Consider the following 24,438-nt stretch of genomic DNA (forward strand, 5'->3'; position numbering starts at 1 on the left):
TCGGTGCTAGCCTAAGACGTGTGGTATCTCTTATAGCCTTAGATCATCTATCTTTCTATGCTTTAGATACCCTTTTTAATCAGCATCCTCCTAACTATTATCAAAGATAGCATTCCAATTGTATAGAGGATCGCTATACCAGTTATTGATATCATAAATGCCTCGCCAATCTCTACATCGATATATACACTACCTGTAGCACCTCTCCTAAGGATCTCAACTGGGTAGGAGAGTGGGTTTAGAGCTATCACCCCCCTTACCTCTGGCGGTGCATATCTCTGAGGTATTATACCTGAGATCAGTGGTAGTGTGAATTGGAAGAAGGAGGTTAATATCCATGGTCTCCTCAGCTTTATCACAGCCGGTGCGTATAGCAATGCTATTCCAGCAGCCACTATATCCGAGAGTATATAGCCTATAGCTGTGAGAGCTGGATCAAGAGGTGCTGGGTTTGCCCCTAGTATTGGGAAAACCGTTATAAGTATGATTCCAAGTGATGCTAGGGACCACAGCATAGAGACTATTATCGGTGAGAGCGTGTGGATAGCTAGGGGTATGTTGCTCATCAATATATTCTCTAGAACACCATTCCTCTTCTCCCTATCCAGCATATGCCCAACTATCCATAGCTTATCAGATATCATGGAGAATACCACTATACTCCAACATATATCTTTAACCATGATAGGGTCTCTAAGTATTGATGGGTTTTGAGAGGCTATCGCTAGCACTAACCCCAAAACCCATATTGGGCTTGATACCATCTCAACCCAAGGATCTACTCCTCTGAAGTTTATGAGAACCCCTCTCCAGAGATCTGCTGAGAAGCCCCTCAGAACTGTGCTACGCAGTGATACCACCTCTAACCCCCCTCGAGAATCTTCTATATAGAATAGATCCTATGGATCCATATGCAAGGGTTATTATAAGAAGCCCAGGCACCCCGCCCAAAGCTTGTGACTGGGATTCGCTTGATATCAATCCTCTGAGGGCCTCGGCTATGTGGTATGTTGGAAGCGATAGTGGTAGTAGCCTTAGCAACTCGGGGAGGACTATAAGTGGGTAGAGGGCTCCTGAGAATGTGAATATAAATGCCTGTGAGAGGTTCAGTATCACGGGCGATCCTAGCCTAGCAACTGCTATTGATAAGAGGAATCCGAGAATAAATAGCGGGATCATTCCAATAGATATAATAGCTATGCTCTCTATAGCAGCGATCACCCCATATCTAGAGAGAGCTATATATATTGCCGGGGCTGCTGTGGCCATAAAGATAGAGAGTCCGAAGATCATCATTGGAATAGCCGTTGCTACGAGGACAGAGGATAGGCTTATAGGTGCTGCTAGGAGGGCTTCGAGCCTCCCGCTGAGCATCGATGAATATGTATACTGCCCCATCGCTGACAAGATCATCATTGAGAGCACAACGATAGAGGATCCCACGGCTCTATAGGCAAGGAGATCTATATTGGATGTGGCTGGGAGAGATCCAGGCGATCCTCCAAATGCGGAGCCCACTATATATAGAAAGCCTGTGAAAACGTAGGTGAGGATGATTATAGCAGTTATAGACCATAGATCCCTTATTATGAACTCCTTAACCTCGGCCTCCAGCACTGCTAGAACAGGGCTTAATCTAGATCTTTGTGGAATTGCCTACCACCTCTACAAAGACGTCCTCAAGACTCGGCTCCCTAACCCTTATAGATGCTATTCTAAGGCCCAGAGATCTTGCTTCTGAGAGTGCTTTCTCGATTGAGGAGGCTATATCCTCTGAGGATCTTGTTCTAAGCACTGCTATCTCTCCATCGTTCCTCATAACCTCGAAACCCTCTATCCTAAGACTATCAGGTGGATCTAAAATCTCTATCTCGATATATCTCTGTCCACCATATCTCCTCCTAAGATCCTCTGGAGATCCTGAGGCTACTATCTTCCCACCCATTATCACAGCTATATCGTTGCATAGGATCTCGGCTTCCCACATATTATGGGTTGTGATCATTATGCTTCTACCCTCCCTAGCAAGTCTCCTAAGGATCTCCCTAATCCTCCTAGAAGACACTGGGTCAAGACCTATAGTAGGTTCATCAAGAATAACCACGCTGGGATCGTGGATCAGGGCTTTTGCTAGTGCGAGCCTAGCCCTCATACCAAGGCTATACTCCTCATAAAGCCTATGCCTCGAATCCCCCAGATCTACTAGGTCTAGAAGCTCCTCAGCCCTTCTCTTTGCATCAAACCTGCTGAGGCCATAGAGCATCCCATAGTATATTAGATTCTCCAACCCCGTGAGCCTAGCATAGAAGCCCCGATCAGCAGATAACACAACCCCGAGAACCTCCCTAACCCTTTTAGACTCTCTAGTAACGGAGAAACCCTCAACATAGGCATCACCACCATCTGGGAGCAAGATAGTTGCGAGGATCTTTACAGTAGTTGTCTTACCAGCACCATTAGGCCCGAGAAGACCAAAGATAGACCCTTTTGCAACAGAAAAGCTAACACCCCTAAGAGCATCTACAAAGATCTTCTCACCTCTAAAGACACCCCTCCTCCTCTTAGTAACATATCTCTTCACAAGACCCCTAGCATCAACCGCTAACATCTCTAAACAATACCTTCTAATCCTATTGCCCAAGCCCCTTATTAAAGGCTATATTTAAGGCATCTAGATCTCTCAGAACTACTAGTTACAACTGAAAGCCCCGCCCCCTTAGGACGGGGATAGCGATATGCTTTAAGCTTTGATGCTAGCACTATGGCTAGATGATGAGGTAATGATGTTCATGACAGCAAGGCCCCCAGATGATCATGGATGGGGGCTGGCATCAATAGCTCCGAGTCCCCGAGAGGGGATAGGGGTAATTGGCTGGAGACCTGGCCCAGAGCTAAACCAGGCGAGAGATCAGTGATCTACTATAGAATTGAAAGGCTACAACACATAATGCTAAGAGTCCATAAGGAACCGATAAATGGGTAAAAAGGTGAAGAGAATTTTAATTGCAAATATATGCAATCTACATAGCTATTGTTATATTTCCTGTCTTGCCTGTGGGTTTTCTGCTTATTTTTAGGTCATATAAATTCCTCACGTATATAACTTGGGCTCGTTCTCAGCTAGCTACAACCTACCCCACTTCCTGTAAGAACTTAATTTTAAGATTTTCTTAATTTCTGATAATACTCCATGATTATAGAGGAGATTTCAGCTACTTTTAATGAACCGTATATTTTCGTTGATAAATTTAATAGTTTTTTAGCTATTTCTAAAACTTCTTCAACATCCCTGTCTTTTATTGTGATATTTAACTCGTAATCGGCTTTTTTCCTCATCACAAATAATTTGCCATACATGTTTCCTAGATGTATATCTACTCTACTAATAACGCTTTTAATAAGTGAATGAGTGAGACCTGATGTGGAGACGCGTTCGAATTGATTTAGTAATGGTGTATTCACTAGCTTACTTCTGACTAGCTCCCTCATGGTTAAAAACGTGGCATAATATGTTCTACTTATTGCTGTTCTTAATACTGCTTCTTTAATGTGATAGTATCTCTGATCTGCATAGAGTTGCTCCGAAAGTTTTAAGAAGTCCTTAGGGTCGAGAGGCAATCATATTGCCCTCGTAAAGAATATATCCACGTATTTTAGAACGTCTTCCCCCAATGTGGATCTAAGGTGGTTCACCGTGCCCTCCCAGATCTTCAGCATCTCATCAATATCTTTAACGTTTATATATACTTCTATAAATGGTCTCGGCTCATAGTATCCCTCCTCGCCTAAATCGTAGACATCAAATAGGTATCTGGCTACAGCAACACCTATGATCCTCAAATAGAGGTCTATATATGCTGTGATACGGATACATAGAGGTATAAGATTCTCGGCAAGAGACTTGAAAGCGTTGGTTATGTGTATCATATTATTGCTTGTTAACGACATTAAAGAGGCTCTCAGTATATAAATTTGAAGAAGTTCTATACCTAGTTCCGGTTTATCCAATAGCAACCCCTGTTCTAGAAACACATATTTCGAGGTATTATCTGGGAGGTATTGAATACCTGTTATATATGGTAGGGAGGTGTAGTTGAAAGCTCTGTACGTCTCCATGCAATTCCCCCGCCAGCTCAATTCAAGCAAAGTACTTTCTTATGGACTCTAAGATCTTATCTATATCTTCTATAAACTTTAGTACTAAGTGAAAGTCTACCTCACGTTTAATTACTTGAACATATATTCTCTTCTGAGGAGCATTAACATCAGGATTTATAATTATGTGAAACCACCTATAGAAACTCTCTTTCGATATAGGCTCCTCTTCATTACTAAAAGAAATAGAGAAGGGTTTTAACACCTCATCACCTATTCTCAACCCTATACCAAGTTTTTCACGAAGCTTGGTAACGAAGTTGTCTATGTCTAGCGGCTGTGGTTCAAAGCTTACTTCATAATAATGACATATCTTATCTAGTGGATAGCCATGTCTACTAAACGATTGCCCTACAGCCTTCAGCGCCTCTACCACATCACCAACAACTCCCTCAAAGGCTAATAGAAACTTTACATCATCCCAGCTAATTCTAACGGATTTATATGAAGCAAGAGGTCTTCTTGGAGGCCCTAAAGCTATCTCAACTCCTGGGGCTATAGACACTTTTGGAGGGGGTGCCATTGCTTCAGCAAACCCTGCATCACGTAAAATCTTCCTCAATGTAGCTTCTGGGATATTAAGCCAGAAGAACATTGCTACAGAAGCATGATACTCAGTGGTTAGTGCTGACATTAAGCCCGCCTCCTCTATATAATCAAGTTGAACTAATTTAAAAGCTCTTATAAAAACTCATCACATTTCTATTCTTTGCAATCCCCATAAGACGGAAGAAAGATAACGCTGTATTTTTCATTTTCAACTTCTTTGTTATTTTATGTAAGAATTTTTGAGGTAGTTTCATGCAGCTTACGATATTGCTATTGTAACACTATAAGCAAGATCTTATCTATAGCGTGGCTTAGAAGTGATCAGATATTCTGGTTTCATCGGGTTTTAAGCCCTTCACCTCATCACCCCCTATCTAGCTTCCATACCCGTTCTTCGGGAGCTTATCTCACTTGGGCTAATATGAAGCCTTATCGAGTGCGTCTCTCTCACAACAGCTCATCGAGATCATAGTAGCACCCTCAATAATTATTCAATTCATAACAGATGAACCTATAGGTATTAGGTTATAATGTAGATGAATTAATAAATATATGGTATCCGCGTATCTAACAATCCTAGGAGGGCTAAGCAAAAATTGATATCAATAAGCCACAAATATACATAAGTATTAAAGTAGTAGTTGAGGGTAGCGATAATTCTATTGTTGCTTCGCTTAACTGTGATCTCGGATCTATTTTGGATCAATTTGTAGCTTTAGGATCATCACACATAGATCACTGAATTCTCTCTCCTCCTTAGCTAGATCTTCGAGCTTATATTCGTATACATGTTCATCTTTATATGTGAGGTTCTCATAGATCTTCACAGTCCCCTTGAGTCCCTTGGAAACTAGATATCTAGCTACTCTCTGAGGACCGTCTCGATATGGTTCTGGGAAAACCACTATCTCTCTACCAATAGATGTTGCCTTGATGATCTCCTCGTAATACCTCTCAGCACCTTCTGCATGGAGGGAGATGAAGATGATCTCTGCCATGTCGAGCCCTTCCCTTGATAGCGCTGTGTTAAGTGAAGAGACTCCTGGTATGATCTCACATTCTATTCCATAGGATCTGCATAGCTTTCTCAGCTTTTCCATGAGTTGCCAATCAGATACAGAAGGATCTCCATGGATCAGAAATGCTACACATCTACTCCTAGCTAGATCCGCTATATATTCTAGATCTCTTGCTTCTGTTAGATAGCTGATCTCGACGATCTCTTTACCAGCTATTAACTTTGAAAACCTCCTAATCACACTACTCCAGCCGGCTATGATATCGCAGTTACCTAGAATCCTATGCCCTTTCAAAGTCAATAGCTCAGGATCTCCTGGGCCAACCCCGATGATATATAGCAATACAAAACCCTAAACAATATCTCTCTTGGATGTTAAAGCCTATATTGTTCGAGGCCTTTTTAATAGATGCTCTAAGCTAAGGACATAGATCCCAGAGCTATATATTCGAGGAATTCTCTAACTAGGATCACACAACTATTCTTCCTCTCTCAACCCTATATTCTATTGGTTCTATGCAGTGTGCTGTGAACCTCATCTTCTTTATATATAGGTATCTCGATATCTTTTTCTTCATAACATCAGCCTCTATATTAGCCACCACTACGCCGTCTAACACGTTTTCAACAGTTTTTAGCCACTCGGCTATCTCCTCCGAGTCTGTGTGAACCACGACTAGAGTTGTTATCCCATATCCTTTGGAAACAACAGCCCTCACCCTTTTCAAAAGCTCTGTAGCACTGCTTATCTCTCCAGAGGATAGGATCTCGTTATATGAGTCTATAATCATAACCCCTCTACCCCCCTTTTCAGATACATATGAAGCCTCGATCCTCGATGCCGATAATATTTCCTCTGGTGATAGTGATTGGAGAGATCTCGAGATAATATCTTGGGAAGGTTTGAGGGGAGACATTCTATAGGAGAAGCCATCTATTATCCTCAGCCTACCACTAGCTATCGCCGATCTAACAGCCTCCTCCCCAACCAGGTTTGAGAGCGAGCTAACAATATGTGGGGGATCGTCATCCAATGCCATATATATAATATACTCTCCTTTCGAGAGATGATATGAAGCTATATTCCTTACAAGAAGACTCTTACCACCTCCTGAGGGGCCTACAATAGCGATCATAGATCTGGGATCCACATACTCCACACACCAGTCAAGAGCCTTGACACCGAATATGAAACCCTGCTGGCCAGCCTCCAAGATATCCCCATATCTATTGTTTTAGAAGTCATATATCTAGACCCAAACGCCTGGCTTGTTTAGAGAGATGCTTGAGCTAAGCTGTCTAAAAAAGGATCACCAAGGCTATCCTTCCTTAATCCTCTTGTTTATAGCTTCGTTGATCATTATGAGGGCAAGGCTGTATATCACTATGAAGATCGATGGATAAGCTATTGCCCACCACTTATCTCTATAGATAGCGCCGGTTGTGAATGCCCAGTATAGGGTCTCACCCCATGTTGGCTGCTTTATATCGCCGAGTCCTAGGAATATAAGCGTTGTTATAGCGTGAACCGAGTATATGAGGTCCTGTATGAAGGAGACCACGATCAGGGGGATCATATTTGGTATTATATGCCTCACAATGATTCTCAGAGGCCCGGCTCCAATTGCTATTGCAGCCTCAACATATGGAGAGCCCTTGATAACAACAACCTGTGACCTTATTATTCTAGCCGTTGATGGCCAGGAGAGGATCCCGAGAACCAGGGCTGCTAGGTAGTTGTTAGGAGGAACATAGGCTGAGAGTATGAGGAATACGAAGAACGATGGGATCAATAGAAAAATATCCGTCAGCCTCATAAAAACCTCGTCAACCCAGCCACCGATATAGCCGCTTATAGCACCCATTACAAGCCCTATAGATACTATCAGGGTGGAAGCTAGCGCAGAGATTACCATGGTATATACAGTTCCCCAGATAAGCCTTGAAAAGAGATCCCTCCCAAAATAATCTGCGCCCATTATCAGGGAGGGGCTTGGAGGATGATAGGATTCGGCAACAAGAGCGTTGGGATCGTTCCTCGCTATTTGGGGAGCAGCGATGGAGAGTGCTATAAATAGAGCTATTATTGAGAGCCCCACAACCCCTCTTAGATCGTATAGCACATATTTCCAGAGGATCTGTGGAATCCTCCTCATAGGCGATATAACGGGCCTCACCATATAGGGAGACACCTACTTAACCCTCACCCTAGGATCTAGAGCCATGTAGAGTAGATCTGCTGTGAGATTAGCTAGGGATACTGTTATAGATAAGAGGAGGAAGACACCCTGTATCAAGGGATAATCCTTATTCAGTATCGCATTTATAAAGACATACCCCATTCCAGGGTATGAGAATATGGCCTCGGCGATAACAGCTCCAACAACTATGTAGCCGATAGATATAGCTGTGGATGTGACAACGGGGAGTATGGCGTTCCTAGCAACATTCCACATGATCCTAGACTCCTTCAAACCCTTTGCCCTCATAACCAGTACAAAGTCCTCCTTCAGAATAGCGATCATGTTATTCTTCATAACATAATATGTATGGGGCAGCCCGATTAACACAAGTGTTATTATAGGCAGCGCTGAGTGGGTGAGAACATCCATTACAAGCCCTATAGAAAACCCTTTTGAGATATATTCATATGAATATGCATGGGATATAGGGAACACACCTAGCTTGACACCGAATATGTAGAGGAAAACCAATGCCAGAAGAAAATAGGGCATAGATAGTATGAAGGACATGATGCTAGATAGAACCGTGTCGAGCTTCCCACCCTGCCTAGCAGCGGATATCATACCCAGTGTAATCCCTATGATAACCCTCAAAGAGATCACTATGCTAAGCAGAAGAACACTCCATGGCAGGGCAGACGCTATTACATCTACAACAGGCCTCATGTTATATGTGAAGGAATATCCGAGATCGAGCCTCGCCAGGCTTGCTATATAGGCTATAAACTGATCCCATAGGCTCCCCCTCAACCCGAGCCTCGCCCTTATAGCCTCCGCCTCCTCATTAGACAATCCATATGTCTGTTGAAGCAGATCCACAGGGTCTCCTGGAGCCAACCTAGGGATTATGAAGGAGATTAGAGTTGCAGCGGCTATAACCAAAAAAGTATTTACAATTCTCCTCACGATATATTTTGTTGAAACCATTACCTCCCGATCCTCCTCCTATATATTAGGACACCCCCTAGGATAGCTATGATAAGAGCCAAGGCGAGAGGCACTACAAGCCAGTCTAGAGAACCCCTCTGCACCCCCTGTGTCTGAGGGGAGACGCCGGTGGTTTGGGTCTCCACTGGGGTTGTTCTAGCCATGGTTGGTGAAGGGGTAACTGTGATTACTGATGTGAGTATTTGGGTGAGCTGTTGGATCGATTGGGTTGCAGCAGCTTGCCTCTTTTTAATGCTTAGCAATGTATCCAGCGTTTGGAGACCCGTCTGTATGCCTTCAACCCTATCTGATCTATATACCTTGATATCATATATGCTATATAGAGGTATGATGGGCATATATCTGTGGAGGATCTCCTGGATCTTCATTATCTGATCCCTATATGCCGTTGGATTGTCTGTGCTTAGCGCAGAGTCTATAGCGGAGTCTAGCTCTGGTATCCTCACCCTAGCCCAGTTTGTGCCAGGCGTGTTCTGCCCTATCTCCGCTGTTGCGTTGCTGTGAAACACTGGTTGGAAGAGATATGCTGCAGGATCATAGAGCATGAGAAGACTATATATCCTGGATCCAAAGAATATTGTGAAGGCCCCCCTATTCCTTATATCCACATATGTAGGTAGAGCCACTAATCTTATATTTACCTCGATACCAACCTTCTGGAGATCAGATGCTATAAGCTGGGCAGCGGTTAGCCAGTCGCTTATAGATGGGACATCAAGCTCGAAGCTAAGTCTCTTCCCATCAGGCGATATCCTCACCCCATCGGCCCCCTTCTTAAAGCCTAGTCTATCGAGGATCTGGCTAGCCCTATCAGGATCATATGCCATGTTTGTCCCATTCACCTCTCTGTTTAGCCACTGATCCTCAGCTACTGGTGGTATGAAGTTATACCTAGGTATCCCATAGCCTGCCCCGGCTCTCTCAGCAAGGATCTTCCTGTTTATCGCCAGGGAAAGGGCAATTCTAAAATCAGTTATATTTGTTGGGTAAACCTGGTTGTTTGTCCATAGATAGAATATATTATTTGACCAGGGCATAGGCTCGACAGATATCCCCGGAGATCCTAGGACGGTGGGGACATCTGTGGGGGAGAAATAGCATGAATCGATCTCACCTCTCAGGATAGCCGGTATTAGGGATTGCGTCGATTGATACAGCTTAATCCTGAACCTCTCTACATGTGGAGACCCCATGAAGAAACCCTTAGAGGCCTTCATAACTATCTCGCTCTGAGGATCATAGTATTCAAGGGTAAACGGGCCTAGAGTAACACTGAGCCCCGGATCCCCTGGCTTGATCACAAGTCTCGAGAAATCGGCCTCTGAAATGTTTGAAACAATATTTCTCCACACGTGTTGTGGAACAGCTATCCTACTGGCCACCGAAACGAACACAAGCGTTGTATTCCTGCTAACAGTGAACCTGAGAATCTTTTCCCCGGTTTTATCTACATTCACCACATACTTCAATATACCCTGTGGATCTAGGGTTTTGTTGAATGGGAGGTAGATGTATTTCCATGTGAAGATATAGTCATCAGCTGTTAGGGGTTTCCCATCGCTCCAATAAACGTTATCCCTTATATAGAAATAGACCTCCGTTAAATTGCCGGATCTCCTGAACTCCCATGAGGAGGCCGCCCATGGAACGAAGGATCCATTGGGAGAGATATAGATCAAACCAGTAGAGAATAGGATCCCAGATACAACGCTGTCAACACCGATAGCTGTGAAGGGGTTGAGGTTGCCCCTCGCAGTCCCCGGATATCCCCATATATAGTCGCCTCCCTGGGCCTCAACAGCTACATATGTATTGAGAAGAGGGGCAATAACTATCATAGCCAGAATTATTGTAACAAACATACGCCTTTCCATATGGATACCCAACTATAATATGCAGCAGGATCGTAATAAGGTACTTGTTACGTAATCTTTAGAGTGGGGACCTTGTTTATAAACCCTGTGATCGCTCATCCTTTAGAGGTTCTAAATATATCAAGGGTAGCTCCCATGATGGTCGGGATCGTTGAGGGTTTCTACGGACAGCCTTGGGATCTTCTTGACAGGATATCCATGGTATCCTATATGGGGAGGGTCAGGCTTAACCTATATATCTATGCCCCCAAGGATGATCCCTATCACAGGGTTTCGTGGAGAAGCCCTTATCCGCAACACCAGATGGAGGGCTTCTCAATGCTCATAGATGCCTGTGCTAGAAATGGTGTTGCGTTTGGCTATGCAATATCCCCTGGTCTTGACATTGATTATTCCTCTAAGAGCGATATAGATATCCTTATAAGGAAGCTCAGCATGTTCATGGATCTTGGTACGAGGGTGCTTGGAATCTTTCTAGATGATATACCCCCTGAGCTGAGGGGAAGAGGTTTTAAGAGCCTGGCAGAGGCACAGGCATCTATCGCGAATAGGGTATATAGAGAGCTATCCCCAGACAGGCTGTTCCTCGTGCCAACCTATTACTGGGGCTATGAGGAGGGCTATTTGAGAGAGCTCGGCTCTCTTCTAGATAGTGGCGTTGAGATCGTCTGGACCGGCAGGTATGTTGTCTCGCCAACAATAGATCTCGATGATATTGAGAGGTTTAGAGAGATAGCAGGTAGATATCCTGCTATCTGGGATAACTACCCCGTCAATGACTTCTTCATGGTGAGGGGTGTTATAAGGCTGCATATGGGTCCTATAAAGGGGAGAGATCCAAGGATATTCGCTGTATCACCTGCATATATGTCTAACCCTATGAACCAGGCCGAGGCCTCTAAAATACCGATCTACAGTATCTCGAGAATAGCACGTGGATATGAGCTCGGAGATATGGTTCTAGAAAAAGCTGTGGAGCTAATAGCCGGTGAAGAGGTGTGGGACGCTCTAAAACTCTTCGTAAGGCTTAACAGCTCAAGCCCGCTAGACCCTGAAGCAGATTTCGAGCCAAGTGGTGGGGAAGCTAAATCGCTAATAGATATGGTAGATACTCTCAGAAGAAGCCTGGGCAATAAAAAGCTCCTCCGGGAGATAAGCCCCATATTATCATTCATAGAAAGCCTTGCAAAAACCCTTGCAAGGGGTGAGAAAATGCCTAGTAAAGCCTATAGAATCCAGACAGCCGGGCTATATGATCCGCCCATTAGCGATGAGACCATGGTAAGGGTCTTCGGAAGGGTTACTAGGAGGAGGCCTATGTGGATCTCGTGAGGAGGCTGTTCTATTTGACCTCTCTAGGAGTTGATGTTTTCCTAGGCGAGGGTATTTGGAGAGCATATAATGGGAAGAGAATCTCGATCATGTGTAACTCTGCTAGCATAACATCTAACTACACATATACACTAGATGAGATATCTTCTAGAGGATTAAGGATCCAAGGTATCCTCGTCCCAGAGCACGGCTACTGGGGATTTCTCCAGGCTGGAGAGGAGGTTCAACATTACTATGATAGATATCTAGGATCCTGGGTATATAGCCTCTATAAGGCTTCTAGGGAAGAGGTGAGGAGGATTCTCGAGGAAAGCGATGTTCTATTAATAGATATCCAGGATCTCGGCCTCAGATTCTACACATATCTATCCGCAGTCCTCGACCTATTATCTCTGGCTTCAAGGCTGGGGGAAAAGGAGGTTCTGATCCTCGACAGGCCTAATCCCCTCGGAGGGGTATTGGTGGAGGGGCCTATCGCAAGGGAAAATATGATCTCAATTCTCTCCCCATATAAGATACCGATAAGATATGGAGCAACCATAGGCGAGATTGCAAGGCTCTATGAGAATGAAGAGAGCCTCGGTATAGATCTCCGTGTAATACCTATGAAAGGATGGTCAAGAAAGCAAGATATATTGGATATAGCCATGCCATGGGCCCCAACATCTCCAGCAATACCTACACCCGACACTGTATATCCATATGCCCTAACAGTATATCTCGAGGCGACAAATATAAGTGAGGGTAGAGGGACATATACCCCTTTTAAGGTGATTGGAGCACCCTTCATAGATCCTATAAAGCTTTCGCAAGCCCTTGGAGACGCAATTAGCAGAGATACAGCTGTTTTCAGACCTACCATGTTTAGACCCCTATTCTCCAAATATAGTGGTGAGATGTGTGGTGGCGTATATATACATATTATAGATAGAAAGAGAGTTAGGGTCTTCGAAACAAGTCTCAAGATCCTTAGCACCCTATATACATTATATGGAGATCACATTGAACTGATAAAACGAGGCGATAGGTTCTTAATTGACATACTATATGGAGATCCAAGGGTTAGATCTGTTATCACAGGCCAGCTCGATCTATATAGCTATATCTCATCTATAGATGAGGAGATTCTAGGCTACAGAGAGAGGCTGGAGCCAGTTAAGATATATAGTTAATCCTCCGAGGATCTCTGTTTAAATAAACACTCAGGAGGAAGATCCTTTCTATCTCCTGACAACAATCCTCTCCTCGAGAGAGCCAGGAGCAGGGATGAGCATTCCTGGCTAAGAACGGGATCGCGGATCTCCACCTCGCGGCCAACATAGCTGACGATGGCCCTCCTGATCATGGGACCCCAGATATCTTTGTTCGCGTGGTACGTAGAACCCACAATGGCCAGTGGTAGAACCCCTATTTTATCTGCAATAGCTCTATAGGCTATCGCTATCTCTTCAGCCTCCTCCTTAAGGATCCTGATCGCCACTCTATCGCCCTCCCTAGCAGCTTGAAAAATGTCTATCGCGAAAGATGCTATGAGGCTCTTGATGTTTCCACCAGAATATATGATCTTCAGGAGATCCTGAGGATCGCGCGCGCCAAATCTTCTTAAAGCCCTCTCAACCAAGGAGGTTGGTTCTAGCCTACCATCTAAGGATCTATAGACTGCTCTGAGACCAATAATACCTATTCTCCACGAGCCCCCTTCATCGCCTATGAGATGACCCCAGCCCCCCACTCTTATCCGCCTCCCTCTAGAAATGCCTAAAAAGCTGCTCCCAGTACCCAGGATAGCTATTATACCATCACCTCCTAGAAAGGCTGAGTAGTGTGCAGCCTCGAGATCCTCTATAATTTCTATGGAACCCCTATCGATACCAAGCATACTAGATATACAGTCTGAAAGATTGCTGTCCCATGCACCTCCAAGCCAACCTGCTAGCCCTGCGCCAATGAAAACAGGTTTAAGCTCTCTCTCATATTTGATAGCCGATGATATAGCTCTGTAGATGTTCCTGCAGGAATCTATAACTCCTATTGACGCCGGGTTTCCCGGGCCTGAGAAACCGTGACCCACATATAGCCACTCGGTGGTTATAGCTATAGCAACAGTCTTTGTCGCTCCAGCGTCAACACCGATGAAAACGTCCTTATCCCCCATGATAAAAGCCTCCGAGGCTTTTTGCATTTATAGCTTAGAGATGCTTTACATACTTTTTGTACTTTTCAAGCAACATTCTATTTAGATCCTTGCTATGCGGGATATTTACACTAACCCATATCTCAGGCTCATACCCCCTTTTAATCAGCTTCTCGATGGCTAGTATCTCGAGTGTGTGGGCTATGAAGGAGTTCACTATAGTCGATACAGGGGCGATTCTCCTGCCACCCAGTTCCTTGATCTCTACAGCGGCATCTCCTTCAGGCACCTTATTGTCTACAACGATATCTGCAACCTCATATAGCTTCTTACCATATCTATTCTCGGGCTCGAGCTTCTTAGAATATTCAACAGATGTTATAGCTATAACCCTTACACCCCTCTCCCTAGCAAGTACAGAGGCTTCTACAGGCACTGCATTTTTTCCAGAGTTCGAGATCACTATAAGCACATCTCCCTCGCTAGGCGAGTAATACTCTATAAGGGCATCTGCATATCCGCTGAGCCTCTCGATCATAGAGCTTTTAGCAGCCCCCGAGAACGGGCTTAGAGCTGTATCAAGCATCGGATATATCCTTGCAAGGCCCCCAGCCCTGTGGAACATCTCCACAGCTACTAACATCGAGTGGCCGGTTCCAAGCACATATATCAACCTATCATTCATAATCCCCATAGCCATCTCCTCAGACGCTCTCTCCATGTTAGCCATCTCCTCAGATAAGATCCTCTCAAATATGCTGTGTATCACATCCCTATACATATATACATAACCCAACCCCATACCCATCACCCCAGATCAAGCTTGCAAGGCCTAGCCACCTCTCCTCTTACGCATTATAAACTCAGACTCATCCTCTATAATTGCATCTCTTATCTCCCCTACAATCTCATAGCCAAGGGATCTATAGAACTTCACAGCTCTATAGTTAAAACCCGAGACAAGTAAAAAGCTGTTCCCCCTATACCTAAATATATCTCTCTCAGCAGCATCCATGAGCAGCCTGCCTATCCCCCTACCCCTATATCTCTCATCAACCGCTATAGCCCTTATATATCCCCCCAGAGGGAATCCATCAAATACTCTGAAAAGCACGAAACCTACTACAGATCCCTCTAACTCGGCCACATATGCCCATCCCTCCTCAATAGAGGAGATAGATATGTCTATGCACATATCCCTACTATATCCGAGTGTTATATACGGGTCTGTTGAAACCATGATCCTGCAGATCTCATCTACATCTAGGATCGACGGCCTTCTTACCTGCACCAAGAGATCAGACCCTCGCCAGTCTAGACCCATACCACATTTTATCTAGAATCCTGGAAAACATATAAAACAATTGATCAAGCTCTTTTTACGTAACACCTTCCTTAAGAATATATACCGCTAATATTATTAGTAGAGGCTAGCAGTATGTCGAGTTCTAGTAGGGGTATAGAAGTACTATCGATAATGATAGTGGTGATGATCCTAGGATCTATATTTCTAAGCATATGGCCCCCAATATATATGATCAATGTATATGCACAGGAAAGCACGGCAATATTGAAGCTCTGCATACCATCACCTGGAAAGGTTCTGGATCTGAATCCCTATTTCTACATCGCATCACCACCCCTGACACACTGTATGATACTTAAGCTAGTGTATGAAACACTTGCTGAGGAGAAGAGCGATGGATCCCTAGAACCCCTGCTAGCTACTCAATGGAGCACTTCGCAAGATGGAAAGACAATCACTATAAAGCTAAGATCGAATGTCTATTGGCACGATGGCACGCCATTCACCTCAAGAGATGTGGCATTTGTTCTAACAACAATCAAGAGATATCCAGGTGGCGATGTGTATTCGATAGGAAGATACATCGAGTCTTTAGAGACACCTGATAATCTAACCATCATCATCAAGCTCACGCAGCCTTTCAGCAGGTTCCTATATTATCTACTCACAGGCTACAGGATCTTCCCTCAACATATTTTCTCGGATAAAAATATGGCTGAGTTTCCAGCAAGGGATCCGCGATATGCTATAGGAACTGGCCCATATAGATTGGTTGAGGCGAACTTCGATACCCAGATATTTAGGTTCGCTGCCTTCGAAAGATACTGGGGAGGATCTCCCAAGGTTAGTGAGATAGTTGTTCAGGTGGTTGATGAATCAGCACCTATCCCGGTTATGATGAAGACAGGGCAGTGCTCTATAGCATCGATAACTAATCCAGCTCTTGTTCCGCCTATAGTCTCTGATCCCTCCTTGGGGGTTGCCGTCTCTAGGGGATGGCCTTATCAGGGTTCATACTACACACCGGCAGGTCTTCTAGTTATAAACACGGCTGTGTATCCACTCAATATAACGGAGTTCAGACGCGCATTAGCATATGCAATAAATAAAGATAGGATAGTCCAGCTAGCGCTCCAGGGATATGGCGAGGTTGCATCGTCAGGTCAGCTACCTATGTCTTCGAAGTGGAGGCCCCCCGATCTAGAGGAGATAAGCTATAATGCCTCAAAAGCGAGAGAGATCTTAAGATCTATAGGCTTTGTCGAAGGGCCAGATCATATGTTCCGATACCCCAACGGAACACCTGTAAGCATAAAGATCATACATACGGGAGGTATAGCAAGCAACGTGGTGGCATTAATAATCCAGGACTGGAGAAATGCTGGCATTGAGGCATCCGAGGAGGTTCTCACAAGACTCACTTACGTCAATAACCTCGCATATGGCTACTACCAGGTTGCAATGCTGCTGACAAATAGACCGACGGATGTTGACTTTGTTCTAACTGTCTTCATGGACAGGAATACAACGCCAACTCCTATAGGGCAGCCAACTCAGTATTGGGGTTGGACTAGGTATGTTAATCCGCAATTCAATGCATATATCGAGAGGGCTAGATCCTCTCTAACAGATGGGGAGGCCTTTAAATACTATGCAGAGGCTCAGAGAATAGCTGCAAGGGATCAGTGGGTAATACCCCTCTACTATTCAAAAGCTATATGGGCCTTCAACAAGAGGGACTTCGTTAGTTGGGAAAAGCTTCAAGAAGGGGAGGGATATCCTACCCATGTGACCATGCTCAGCATAGCACCATATGCTCCTCAGACGCAACCTGCTGCAACAACTATTATATATCGAGAGCAGCAGACATATACAACTGTGAGGGAGTATGTGACATACACGCAGCAATACACACAAGCGGCGGAAGCATCGTCACCTATAGGTGTGGTGGCGATAGCTATCTTGATAGCAGCCGTTGCTGCCATATCTGTATACATTGTTCTGAGGAGGAGATGACATATCCATAGGTGGATCTTTTTTGGGCTATACGAATATAGCTATGAACATATCTAAGAGGATTTCCCAGGCACTCATCACTTATATAGTTGTGAATCTATTTATATTCTTTATACCAAGGATGATGCCTGGAAGCTATGTAGATTATCTGGCATCCTCCAGATTCCTACCTAGAGAGGCTGTTGAAGAGCTATATATAAAGCTGGGCCTAGATAAACCAGTATATATACAGCTTATCAATTACGTGAGGAATGTTATGTTTTCGCCGACGCCTGACTTTGGCTATTCATACTCTTTTTACCCGCTAAAAGCCTGGGACGTCATATCTATATATCTCCCCTGGACGCTCATACTCCTAACCATAGCCACACTAACAACATTCATCTATGGTGTTATGCTCGGCTTTGCAGCTGCTGTTTGGAAAGATAGATTTTTGGGCAGGCTGATCACAAGCTTCTCGATCTTCACTATGTCAAATCCATACTTTGTTCTTGCACTCATATTCCTTATGATCTTCTCTCAATATCTAAGGCTGTTTCCACCAGGAGGGGCTTATTCAACCACGCTACATCCCTCCTCCCCTAATTTCTTAGCTGATGTTATTTGGCATATGGCGCTGCCTCTTATAGCACTGACTATAGGGACATCGGGGCAGTATATCATATTGACAAGGACGATAATCACCAGCAATATGGGAGAGGACTTCTTCAGAGCAGCTGTTGCTATGGGGCTTAAGAGGTATAAAGTGATCATTGAATATGCGTTGAGACCAGGTATCCTTCCCCTTATAACTGTTTTTGGAATTAGATTTGGAACCATGCTTAGTGGAGCCCTTCTAACTGAGATCATATTTAGCTATCCTGGTCTAGGCTATATACTCTACCAAGCCATATTATCTAAGGACTTCCCCCTGATCCAGGCTTTATTCTATATGATGAGCCTAATGGTGATAGTTGCAAGCCTAGCTCTTGATATTCTATATGCTATACTTGATCCTAGGATTAGAAAGGGGTGAATCATGGGTATGCGCGTCATCATAATAGTGATTTCCCTGCTAGGCCTTCTAGCCCTTTTAGGACCTCTCATCGCCCCATACGACCCCTTTCAACCTTCTAGCACACCATATCAGGGTATTTCCTGGCACCATCCTTTGGGAACCGATGGGCTTGGTAGGGACATTCTTTCACAGCTATTAATAGGATCTAGAATAACCCTTGCAATATCCCTAGCATCATCTGCTTTATCCCTCGTAATAGGGCTTATAGTCGGACTCGCCTCTTCCTTCAGATCCATAGTCTCGCAAGCTATTTCAGCTGTAATAGATTCATTCATAGTTATACCTCCCCTCCTCATAATGATCTTTATAGCCTCTATATCAGGCCCCTCCATATATTCTGAGATCCTTGCGATCTCACTCTCATACTGGCCACAAACTGCTAAAACATATAGAGCTGAAGCCTTATCGATCTTTGAGAGGCCTTATGTCCAGGCTTCGATTGCCGTTGGAGGGAACATGCTTTGGATTATTAGAAGACATGTTATACCAAACATGAGCCATATAACCATAGCGAGTCTAACATATCTGCTGGGTATTTCTATTGTTAGCGAGTCTATAATGAGTTTTCTGGGCCTTGGCGATCAAAGATTCTTTAGCTGGGGTATGATCTTCTACTATGCTTTTATCCAGGGTGCTATCTACTACGGCTTATGGCAATGGATATTGGCACCAGCCCTTATAATAACCCTCGTGGTATATGTGTTGTTCAAAAGCACAGAGGATCTGTTGGCTAGATAGCTATGTAGAACTACTAGAATATTAAGGCTGCGAGCCAATACCTCTGGGGCGCTATTTATGAGGGTAGTTATAAGGCATGTCATAACCGTTGGAAGGAGATCCCTGGCCATTGTTATTCCAAAAAGATGGGCAGTAGCCCTAGGGCTCAGGAAGGGTGATAAGGTTGCTGTTAAGTTGAATAGAAATAGATCTATAGTTATCCGCCCTGTAGCCAATGCTGAGGATAGAGAAGAGGTCGATGTTAAATGCCCTGACATAGAGGGAGCCTCTATCGATGAAAAAATAACTGTGAAGGAGATGCTATCTGCATATATTCTAGGGCTATCATCTAAATGCATTGGAGCGGGGCTAGGCCTTAAAATCCAAGGGCTTATATCTAGCCCCTCAAAAAAGGACGAGGTAGATATAGATAGCTTCATTGAAAAGGCCCTGGATCATGCCGAGGATGCTGTAGAAACTCTTAATAGATTTGTAAGGGATTTCGACGAGAAATACGCAGAGAAGATCCACGAGATCGAGGATAAAATGGATCTCCTGTTCTATTCATTCATAAGGATCTCCGCACAGAACGTAATTGAGAGCCTCAGCAGGGGTATCGGGGCGAGAGATATTGCGTGGCATATGCTCAACGCAATCCTGATAAAAACCCTCGAGGATCTCATAGATTCCATAGATAGGCTTATATGGAGAATCCATGATTCTAGAGCCTCCTCCAGAGAGCTAGTCGAAATCATATCCAACATAGAGCGTCTAACAAGAGATATAGTAAGCTGTATAAGATATCCATGCGATAGCAATGAGGTGAAGGATTATTATGATAAGATGCTGATAATTAAGAGGATATTGAGAGAAAAAATGATCTTCTCCCCCCAACCTATACAGCCCGCCTTAGCCGAGGTTGTATCTATAGTTAATTCAATAGAAGATCTGATAGAGATCACTCTCGCAGCATCTATTAAAAAGATCGTGGATATCAGCGCTGAGAACCGGTTGAATCACGGGAAATATGGGGAGGGATAGGATGTCACACAATAGCCATAGATCCTGCCCAGGGAATGATGCATACCTCAGGCGACTAAAGTTATTAGAATACCGTAGATCTTTTTGAACAGCGTATCAAAGGGCTATCTCCCCCATGACAACCCTTTTCATAGCACCCGTTGCGCGGGGCACGTTATTTGGGATCCCGCTGAGGGTCTCATGTGCTAGTACCGCCATTCCAAGCGCTTCCTTGTACTTAGAGTCTATCCCAAGATCCTCGTGCCCCAGCATTTTCAGGTTAAGCATTCTAAACTCTCTCTCAAGCCACTTCATCATGGTCTTGTTCCTCGTCCCGCCTCCTCCAACTATTACCTCCTCTATATTGATGTAGGGTAGGATATAGCGTTTATAATTATATACTATGCTCTTCACCGTAAACATTGTAAGTGTCGCAACTATGTCCTCTCTAGAGAGACCCTTGGAAATGCCCTTCTCAATTATCTTCATAGTCATTTCCCTGCCGAAAACCTCCCTACCAGTTGTCTTCGGAGGAGGGGCCGAGATATATGGGTGGCCCATAAGCTCTTCCAAGAGCTCATCGTCTGGAGTCCCCCTTGAAGCTATCTCCCCGTTAGGATCGTAGCTAAGGTCTCTATACAACATTGACACAGCATAGTCTATCAAGGTATTTCCAGGCCCTGTGTCAAAGGCGTATACATCCTCTAGCGAAGCATTTGGAGGCAGGACAGTAACATTGGCTATCCCTCCTATATTCTGGATAGCCCTACCTATTGATGGGTGTGTAAAGAGGACATAGTCAACATAGGCTATTATAGGCGCACCATGACCTCCAACCGCTATATCTCTAGCCCTGAAATTACCCACAGTTATAACACCTGTGTGCTCAGCAATAACCTGTAAGGAACCCACTTGGAGGGAGCATCTAGTCTCGAAACCACCGCATCTCACCAGCTCTGGATAGTGGTATATAGTCTGCCCGTGAGAGCCTATGAGATCCACATCATCACGGCTAAGATTGGAGGTGCTTATCACATCCTTAAAAGCCTTAGAGAAGAACCTTGCCACTAGGAAGTTAAGGACACATATATCCCTAACACTCCCAGATGTGATAGAGCTTAGCACAAACCCCCTGAGATCTTCTGGATACGGAACAACACCTGAGACTAACATTCTATGCTTAATATTCCTTCCATGCCCCTCCAGCTCCACTATAGCTACATCAACACCATCAGCACTGGTGCCTGAAATAAGCCCTGCAACAATTCTCCTCTCAAGCCCGATCTTCCTAACCAACCTATCAACAAGGTTCATAGTAGCCCTCAATATGTAAGGCGCAGGGACATAAGTAGAATTAGATATATGATCTTAGATATTTTAAAGATTAAGATATATCTTCCTCGAGAATCTGCGGTGGAGGCGCTGATAGATGCCTCATCTCGAAGAAGCAGATCCCGAGGAGCTGGGTTTCTCTGGAGATAGGCTTAGAAGGGCTATTGAGTATATATGTGGATATGCACATAGAAGGCTTATCCCAGGAATAGAGGTTCTTGTAGTAAGAAGGGGTAAGGTAGCTATTCACGAGGCATGTGGATATGCCCAGATAGAGCCTATTGAAAGGCCTCTAAGACGTGGAATGCTATTTGACCTAGCATCTCTTACAAAACCGATAGCAGGTTCACTAGTAGCTGGGCAGCTCGTTGCAGAGGGTATTATACATCTTAAACAGAGAGTCTCGGAGATCCTTCCAGAATTCTCTAAAACCCCTGCTGGCTATAATGAGATTAAGGATAGAGTGAGGATATGGATGCTCCTAGCACACTCGTCAGGTCTCCCACCATGGCTTCCCCTATATAGATCTACAAGCGATAGGGAGGAGATCCTAATGGAGGCTGTAAGGAGTTTCCCAATCTATGAGCCCGGGACAAAGGCGATCTACAGCGATATAGGATATATGGTTTTCACAAAACTTGTTGAGGAGCTCACCAGCGAGAAATTTGATCATCTATTCTACAGCTTAGTTGCGAAGAGACTAGGTCTAAAGCTAACGCTCTATAACCCCTTAGAAGCAGACATAGATCAAAATAACATAGTATCAACCGAGGCAACCGAACATGGAGGCGTCCTCACAGGGATTGTACATGATGAAAATGCCAGAGCTATGGGGGGTGTATCTGCCCATGCCGGGCTGTTCTCGACTGCTGAGGAGGTGGGGCTTCTGGGATATGAGATCCTTAGGGCATATCGCGGTGAATCAGATCTCCTCCTCCCCCCAGCATATGCTAGATCCATGCTTAGAAAATGGATCTGTGGGGATCGGTGTTACGGGCTTGGATGGTGGATCTACGATAGAAGATCTATTGAAGCCGGAGGAGATCTTCTGGTTAAGGGATTCGGGCATACGGGATTCACAGGAACATCCCTATGGATCGATCCTATACTCGATATCGTGATCGTGATCCTAACTAACAGGGTTCACCCAAAGAGAGATAACCATTATATCAACCTGCTACGGCCTATCGCACATAATATGATAATCTCATCCGTCAAAGCCAATAGATCCTCCAACATAGCTGAAAAACCATAGCAGGGAAATAGCCTGGTAGAACAAAGTTTCACAGGATACTGGCTATAGAGCTCATGGTGATGCCCTTGAAATATCAACAAAAATGATAAGCCCCTATCCAGAGCTGAGAGGGTTAAAGCCATATCTAGAACCTTCTGGTAACGACATAAGGTGCCCTGCTATATATCACAATTGTTTCCTCGAACTGGGCTACCTGACCCCCTGCTATCTCTGTTAGCACTGGGTATGGGTGTAATGCGCCCTTTGCCCTTAACCTATCCAGGATCTTTTCTATATCCCTTCCTAGATCTGAGAGCCATCTTCCACAGAAGGGTAGTCCTTTAAACCTTGTTGATGCTTCTCTAAGAACTCTCTCCTCGCTCTCCGATGCTTTGATCTTTGTCTTTTTAACTGAGTATATCGTGACTAGATTCTCCTCAGCAACCATACCGGCTCCATTTGTTATGAATGGCTCCAGAGCATATACTCCTCCATCTCTGAATTTCCATGGCATGAAGCTTTCTGGATAGTTTGGTATGGATTCCCCTGCATGTATTCTATATCTATCGATTCTATGCCCGCTGAGATTTCTAATGGGTTTTAAGGAGTATCTCCTCGCCGTTTCCTCAACAACCCTTCCAACCTCTCTGAAAGATGTTCCAGGGGCTATCTTTTGGAGAGCTTTCTCGAGGGCTTCTCTCGCAGCATTTAGTATCACAGCATAGTCACCCCCAAGGTCTATTGTAATAGCTGTATCAACTATATATCCGTCGACATGGACGCCGAAATCCACCTTAACAAGCCCCTTCTCAGGGAAAACACTTGGATCCCCTACAATTGGGGTGTAATGGGCTGCAACAGATCCTATGGATATATTCACAGGAAATGCTGGCTCCCCACCATAATATCTTATCAAACCCTCTATCCTCTCAGCAACCTCCACCAGCCTAGCCCCCGGAGCAACGATCCTTGGGATCTCCTCTTTCACCTTAACAGCTATCCTACCAGCCTCTAGGTATTTCTTGAACTCCTCCTCAGTCAGCCCAACCACCTGGCCTAACTATATTATTTTTTCAACTCTATATAGCTATAATAGATCAGATTTTTGATCTGTCACCTTAATAACCTCAGATCGCCACTCTTAGAACTCTTCAAACTAATCCGGATAAGTCATATAAGCACTTGGCCTTTGGCTGCTGTTTTGGTTTTATGTTGGTTTATGTTTGTTGATAGCGTTCTTGGGTGGTGCTTATGATCTTTTCTGCTATAAATAGGTATTGAGGCTGACACTATGAACTCGATGAGCAATGCGAGAGGGAGGAGGGCACCCAATGAAGCCCCATGACCCCGAGGGGAGGCTAGCTCCTGTAGGCGGCATAGGGAGCAGACAGAGGGTAAGGGGGGCGAGCGGCGATACCAAACAACATGAACCGCAATGAAGACATGACCCCTAGCTAGATTAGAGACATTGATAGGGCGATATCTAGTTAAACCAAAAGTATA

24 protein-coding genes are annotated in these 24,438 nt (G+C 44.4%); 8 read left to right on the plus strand and 16 right to left on the minus strand.

Annotation, left to right across the window (positions count from 1 at the left end; all coding sequences use genetic code 11):
* Nucleotides 1-62 precede the first annotated feature (62 nt).
* Genes QXE01_01280 through QXE01_01290 form a run of 3 tightly spaced genes read right to left on the minus strand, consistent with a single transcriptional unit; the run spans nt 63 to nt 2,608 of the window.
* Nucleotides 63-860 (minus strand): ABC transporter permease, encoded by a 798-nt coding sequence (locus tag QXE01_01280; protein ID MEM4969864.1) that lies wholly within the window; start codon nt 858-860, stop codon nt 63-65.
* Nucleotides 844-1,617, minus strand: coding sequence for a hypothetical protein (locus QXE01_01285; protein MEM4969865.1), 774 nt, complete (start codon nt 1,615-1,617; stop codon nt 844-846). Before QXE01_01285 ends, QXE01_01280 begins: the two co-directional genes overlap by 17 nt.
* A gap of 19 nt (nt 1,618-1,636) precedes the next feature.
* Nucleotides 1,637-2,608 carry an ABC transporter ATP-binding protein gene (locus QXE01_01290; GenBank protein MEM4969866.1) on the minus strand — a complete coding sequence of 324 codons (972 nt, stop codon included), beginning with the start codon at nt 2,606-2,608 and terminating at the stop codon, nt 1,637-1,639.
* A gap of 172 nt (nt 2,609-2,780) precedes the next feature.
* On the opposite strand from QXE01_01290, the gene QXE01_01295 reads away from it, so the two are divergent.
* The gene (locus QXE01_01295) at nt 2,781-2,915 is read left to right on the plus strand and encodes a hypothetical protein (GenBank protein ID MEM4969867.1); all 135 of its coding nucleotides are present in this window, start codon (nt 2,781-2,783) and stop codon (nt 2,913-2,915) included.
* Nucleotides 2,916-3,159: 244 nt separating this feature from the next.
* On the opposite strand, the gene QXE01_01300 is transcribed toward QXE01_01295, so the two are convergent.
* The 8 genes from QXE01_01300 to QXE01_01335 all read right to left on the minus strand — a co-directional run bounded on the left by QXE01_01300 (nt 3,160) and on the right by QXE01_01335 (nt 10,787).
* Nucleotides 3,160-3,618 (minus strand): hypothetical protein, encoded by a 459-nt coding sequence (locus QXE01_01300; protein MEM4969868.1) that lies wholly within the window; start codon nt 3,616-3,618, stop codon nt 3,160-3,162.
* Nucleotides 3,619-4,116 carry a hypothetical protein gene (locus QXE01_01305; protein ID MEM4969869.1) on the minus strand — a complete coding sequence of 166 codons (498 nt, stop codon included), beginning with the start codon at nt 4,114-4,116 and terminating at the stop codon, nt 3,619-3,621.
* Nucleotides 4,117-4,138: 22 nt separating this feature from the next.
* Nucleotides 4,139-4,789 (minus strand): hypothetical protein, encoded by a 651-nt coding sequence (locus QXE01_01310; GenBank protein ID MEM4969870.1) that lies wholly within the window; start codon nt 4,787-4,789, stop codon nt 4,139-4,141.
* 607 nt (nt 4,790-5,396) lie between these two features.
* Nucleotides 5,397-6,065 carry a cobalt-precorrin-7 (C(5))-methyltransferase gene (locus tag QXE01_01315; GenBank protein ID MEM4969871.1) on the minus strand — a complete coding sequence of 223 codons (669 nt, stop codon included), beginning with the start codon at nt 6,063-6,065 and terminating at the stop codon, nt 5,397-5,399.
* A 127-nt stretch (nt 6,066-6,192) separates the two neighbouring features.
* Nucleotides 6,193-6,936, minus strand: coding sequence for an ATPase domain-containing protein (locus QXE01_01320; GenBank protein MEM4969872.1), 744 nt, complete (start codon nt 6,934-6,936; stop codon nt 6,193-6,195).
* Between the two features lie 105 nt (nt 6,937-7,041).
* Entirely contained in the window at nt 7,042-7,902 is an 861-nt protein-coding gene (locus QXE01_01325; GenBank protein MEM4969873.1) for an ABC transporter permease, read from the minus strand.
* A gap of 12 nt (nt 7,903-7,914) precedes the next feature.
* The gene (locus tag QXE01_01330) at nt 7,915-8,892 is read right to left on the minus strand and encodes an ABC transporter permease (protein ID MEM4969874.1); all 978 of its coding nucleotides are present in this window, start codon (nt 8,890-8,892) and stop codon (nt 7,915-7,917) included.
* Entirely contained in the window at nt 8,892-10,787 is a 1,896-nt protein-coding gene (locus tag QXE01_01335) for an ABC transporter substrate-binding protein (GenBank protein MEM4969875.1), read from the minus strand. The genes QXE01_01330 and QXE01_01335 overlap by 1 nt, the downstream gene beginning before the upstream one ends.
* A gap of 135 nt (nt 10,788-10,922) precedes the next feature.
* Here QXE01_01335 and QXE01_01340 point away from each other — a divergent pair, with 135 nt between their 5' ends.
* Nucleotides 10,923-12,119 carry a protein O-GlcNAcase gene (locus QXE01_01340; protein ID MEM4969876.1) on the plus strand — a complete coding sequence of 399 codons (1,197 nt, stop codon included), beginning with the start codon at nt 10,923-10,925 and terminating at the stop codon, nt 12,117-12,119.
* On the plus strand, nt 12,107-13,291 hold the full coding sequence (locus tag QXE01_01345) for a DUF1343 domain-containing protein (protein MEM4969877.1): 1,185 nt from the start codon (nt 12,107-12,109) through the stop codon (nt 13,289-13,291). The genes QXE01_01340 and QXE01_01345 overlap by 13 nt, the downstream gene beginning before the upstream one ends.
* On the opposite strand, the gene QXE01_01350 is transcribed toward QXE01_01345, so the two are convergent.
* The 3 genes from QXE01_01350 to QXE01_01360 are packed head-to-tail and all read right to left on the minus strand — an operon-like array spanning nt 13,288 to nt 15,544.
* Complete coding sequence (locus QXE01_01350) at nt 13,288-14,274, minus strand: BadF/BadG/BcrA/BcrD ATPase family protein (GenBank protein ID MEM4969878.1); 987 nt, start codon at nt 14,272-14,274, stop codon at nt 13,288-13,290. The two genes, QXE01_01345 and QXE01_01350, sit on opposite strands and share 4 nt — an antisense overlap.
* A gap of 34 nt (nt 14,275-14,308) precedes the next feature.
* Complete coding sequence (locus tag QXE01_01355; protein ID MEM4969879.1) at nt 14,309-15,055, minus strand: SIS domain-containing protein; 747 nt, start codon at nt 15,053-15,055, stop codon at nt 14,309-14,311.
* 30 nt (nt 15,056-15,085) lie between these two features.
* A complete protein-coding gene (locus tag QXE01_01360; GenBank protein ID MEM4969880.1) occupies nt 15,086-15,544 on the minus strand; it encodes a GNAT family N-acetyltransferase in 459 nt (152 codons plus the stop codon).
* 147 nt (nt 15,545-15,691) lie between these two features.
* Here QXE01_01360 and QXE01_01365 point away from each other — a divergent pair, with 147 nt between their 5' ends.
* The 4 genes from QXE01_01365 to QXE01_01380 are packed head-to-tail and all read left to right on the plus strand — an operon-like array spanning nt 15,692 to nt 20,390.
* Nucleotides 15,692-17,575, plus strand: a complete 1,884-nt coding sequence (locus tag QXE01_01365; protein MEM4969881.1) for an ABC transporter substrate-binding protein — start codon at nt 15,692-15,694, stop codon at nt 17,573-17,575.
* A 22-nt stretch (nt 17,576-17,597) separates the two neighbouring features.
* Nucleotides 17,598-18,590: an ABC transporter permease gene (locus QXE01_01370; protein MEM4969882.1), complete on the plus strand. Its 993-nt coding sequence runs from the start codon at nt 17,598-17,600 to the stop codon at nt 18,588-18,590.
* A 3-nt stretch (nt 18,591-18,593) separates the two neighbouring features.
* The gene (locus tag QXE01_01375; protein ID MEM4969883.1) at nt 18,594-19,370 is read left to right on the plus strand and encodes an ABC transporter permease; all 777 of its coding nucleotides are present in this window, start codon (nt 18,594-18,596) and stop codon (nt 19,368-19,370) included.
* A gap of 57 nt (nt 19,371-19,427) precedes the next feature.
* Nucleotides 19,428-20,390: an AbrB/MazE/SpoVT family DNA-binding domain-containing protein gene (locus QXE01_01380; protein MEM4969884.1), complete on the plus strand. Its 963-nt coding sequence runs from the start codon at nt 19,428-19,430 to the stop codon at nt 20,388-20,390.
* Between the two features lie 96 nt (nt 20,391-20,486).
* Here QXE01_01380 and QXE01_01385 read toward each other — a convergent pair whose 3' ends face one another.
* On the minus strand, nt 20,487-21,683 hold the full coding sequence (locus QXE01_01385; GenBank protein MEM4969885.1) for an anhydro-N-acetylmuramic acid kinase: 1,197 nt from the start codon (nt 21,681-21,683) through the stop codon (nt 20,487-20,489).
* A gap of 115 nt (nt 21,684-21,798) precedes the next feature.
* Here QXE01_01385 and QXE01_01390 point away from each other — a divergent pair, with 115 nt between their 5' ends.
* On the plus strand, nt 21,799-22,956 hold the full coding sequence (locus QXE01_01390; protein MEM4969886.1) for a serine hydrolase: 1,158 nt from the start codon (nt 21,799-21,801) through the stop codon (nt 22,954-22,956).
* Nucleotides 22,957-23,080: 124 nt separating this feature from the next.
* Here the strand turns inward: QXE01_01390 and map are convergent, their stop codons facing one another.
* Nucleotides 23,081-23,986, minus strand: coding sequence for a type II methionyl aminopeptidase (gene map, locus QXE01_01395; protein MEM4969887.1), 906 nt, complete (start codon nt 23,984-23,986; stop codon nt 23,081-23,083).
* Nucleotides 23,987-24,438: the final 452 nt, after the last annotated feature.

The sequence above is a fragment of the Sulfolobales archaeon genome, assembly GCA_038897115.1.
GTDB lineage: Archaea > Thermoproteota > Thermoprotei_A > Sulfolobales > AG1 > AG1.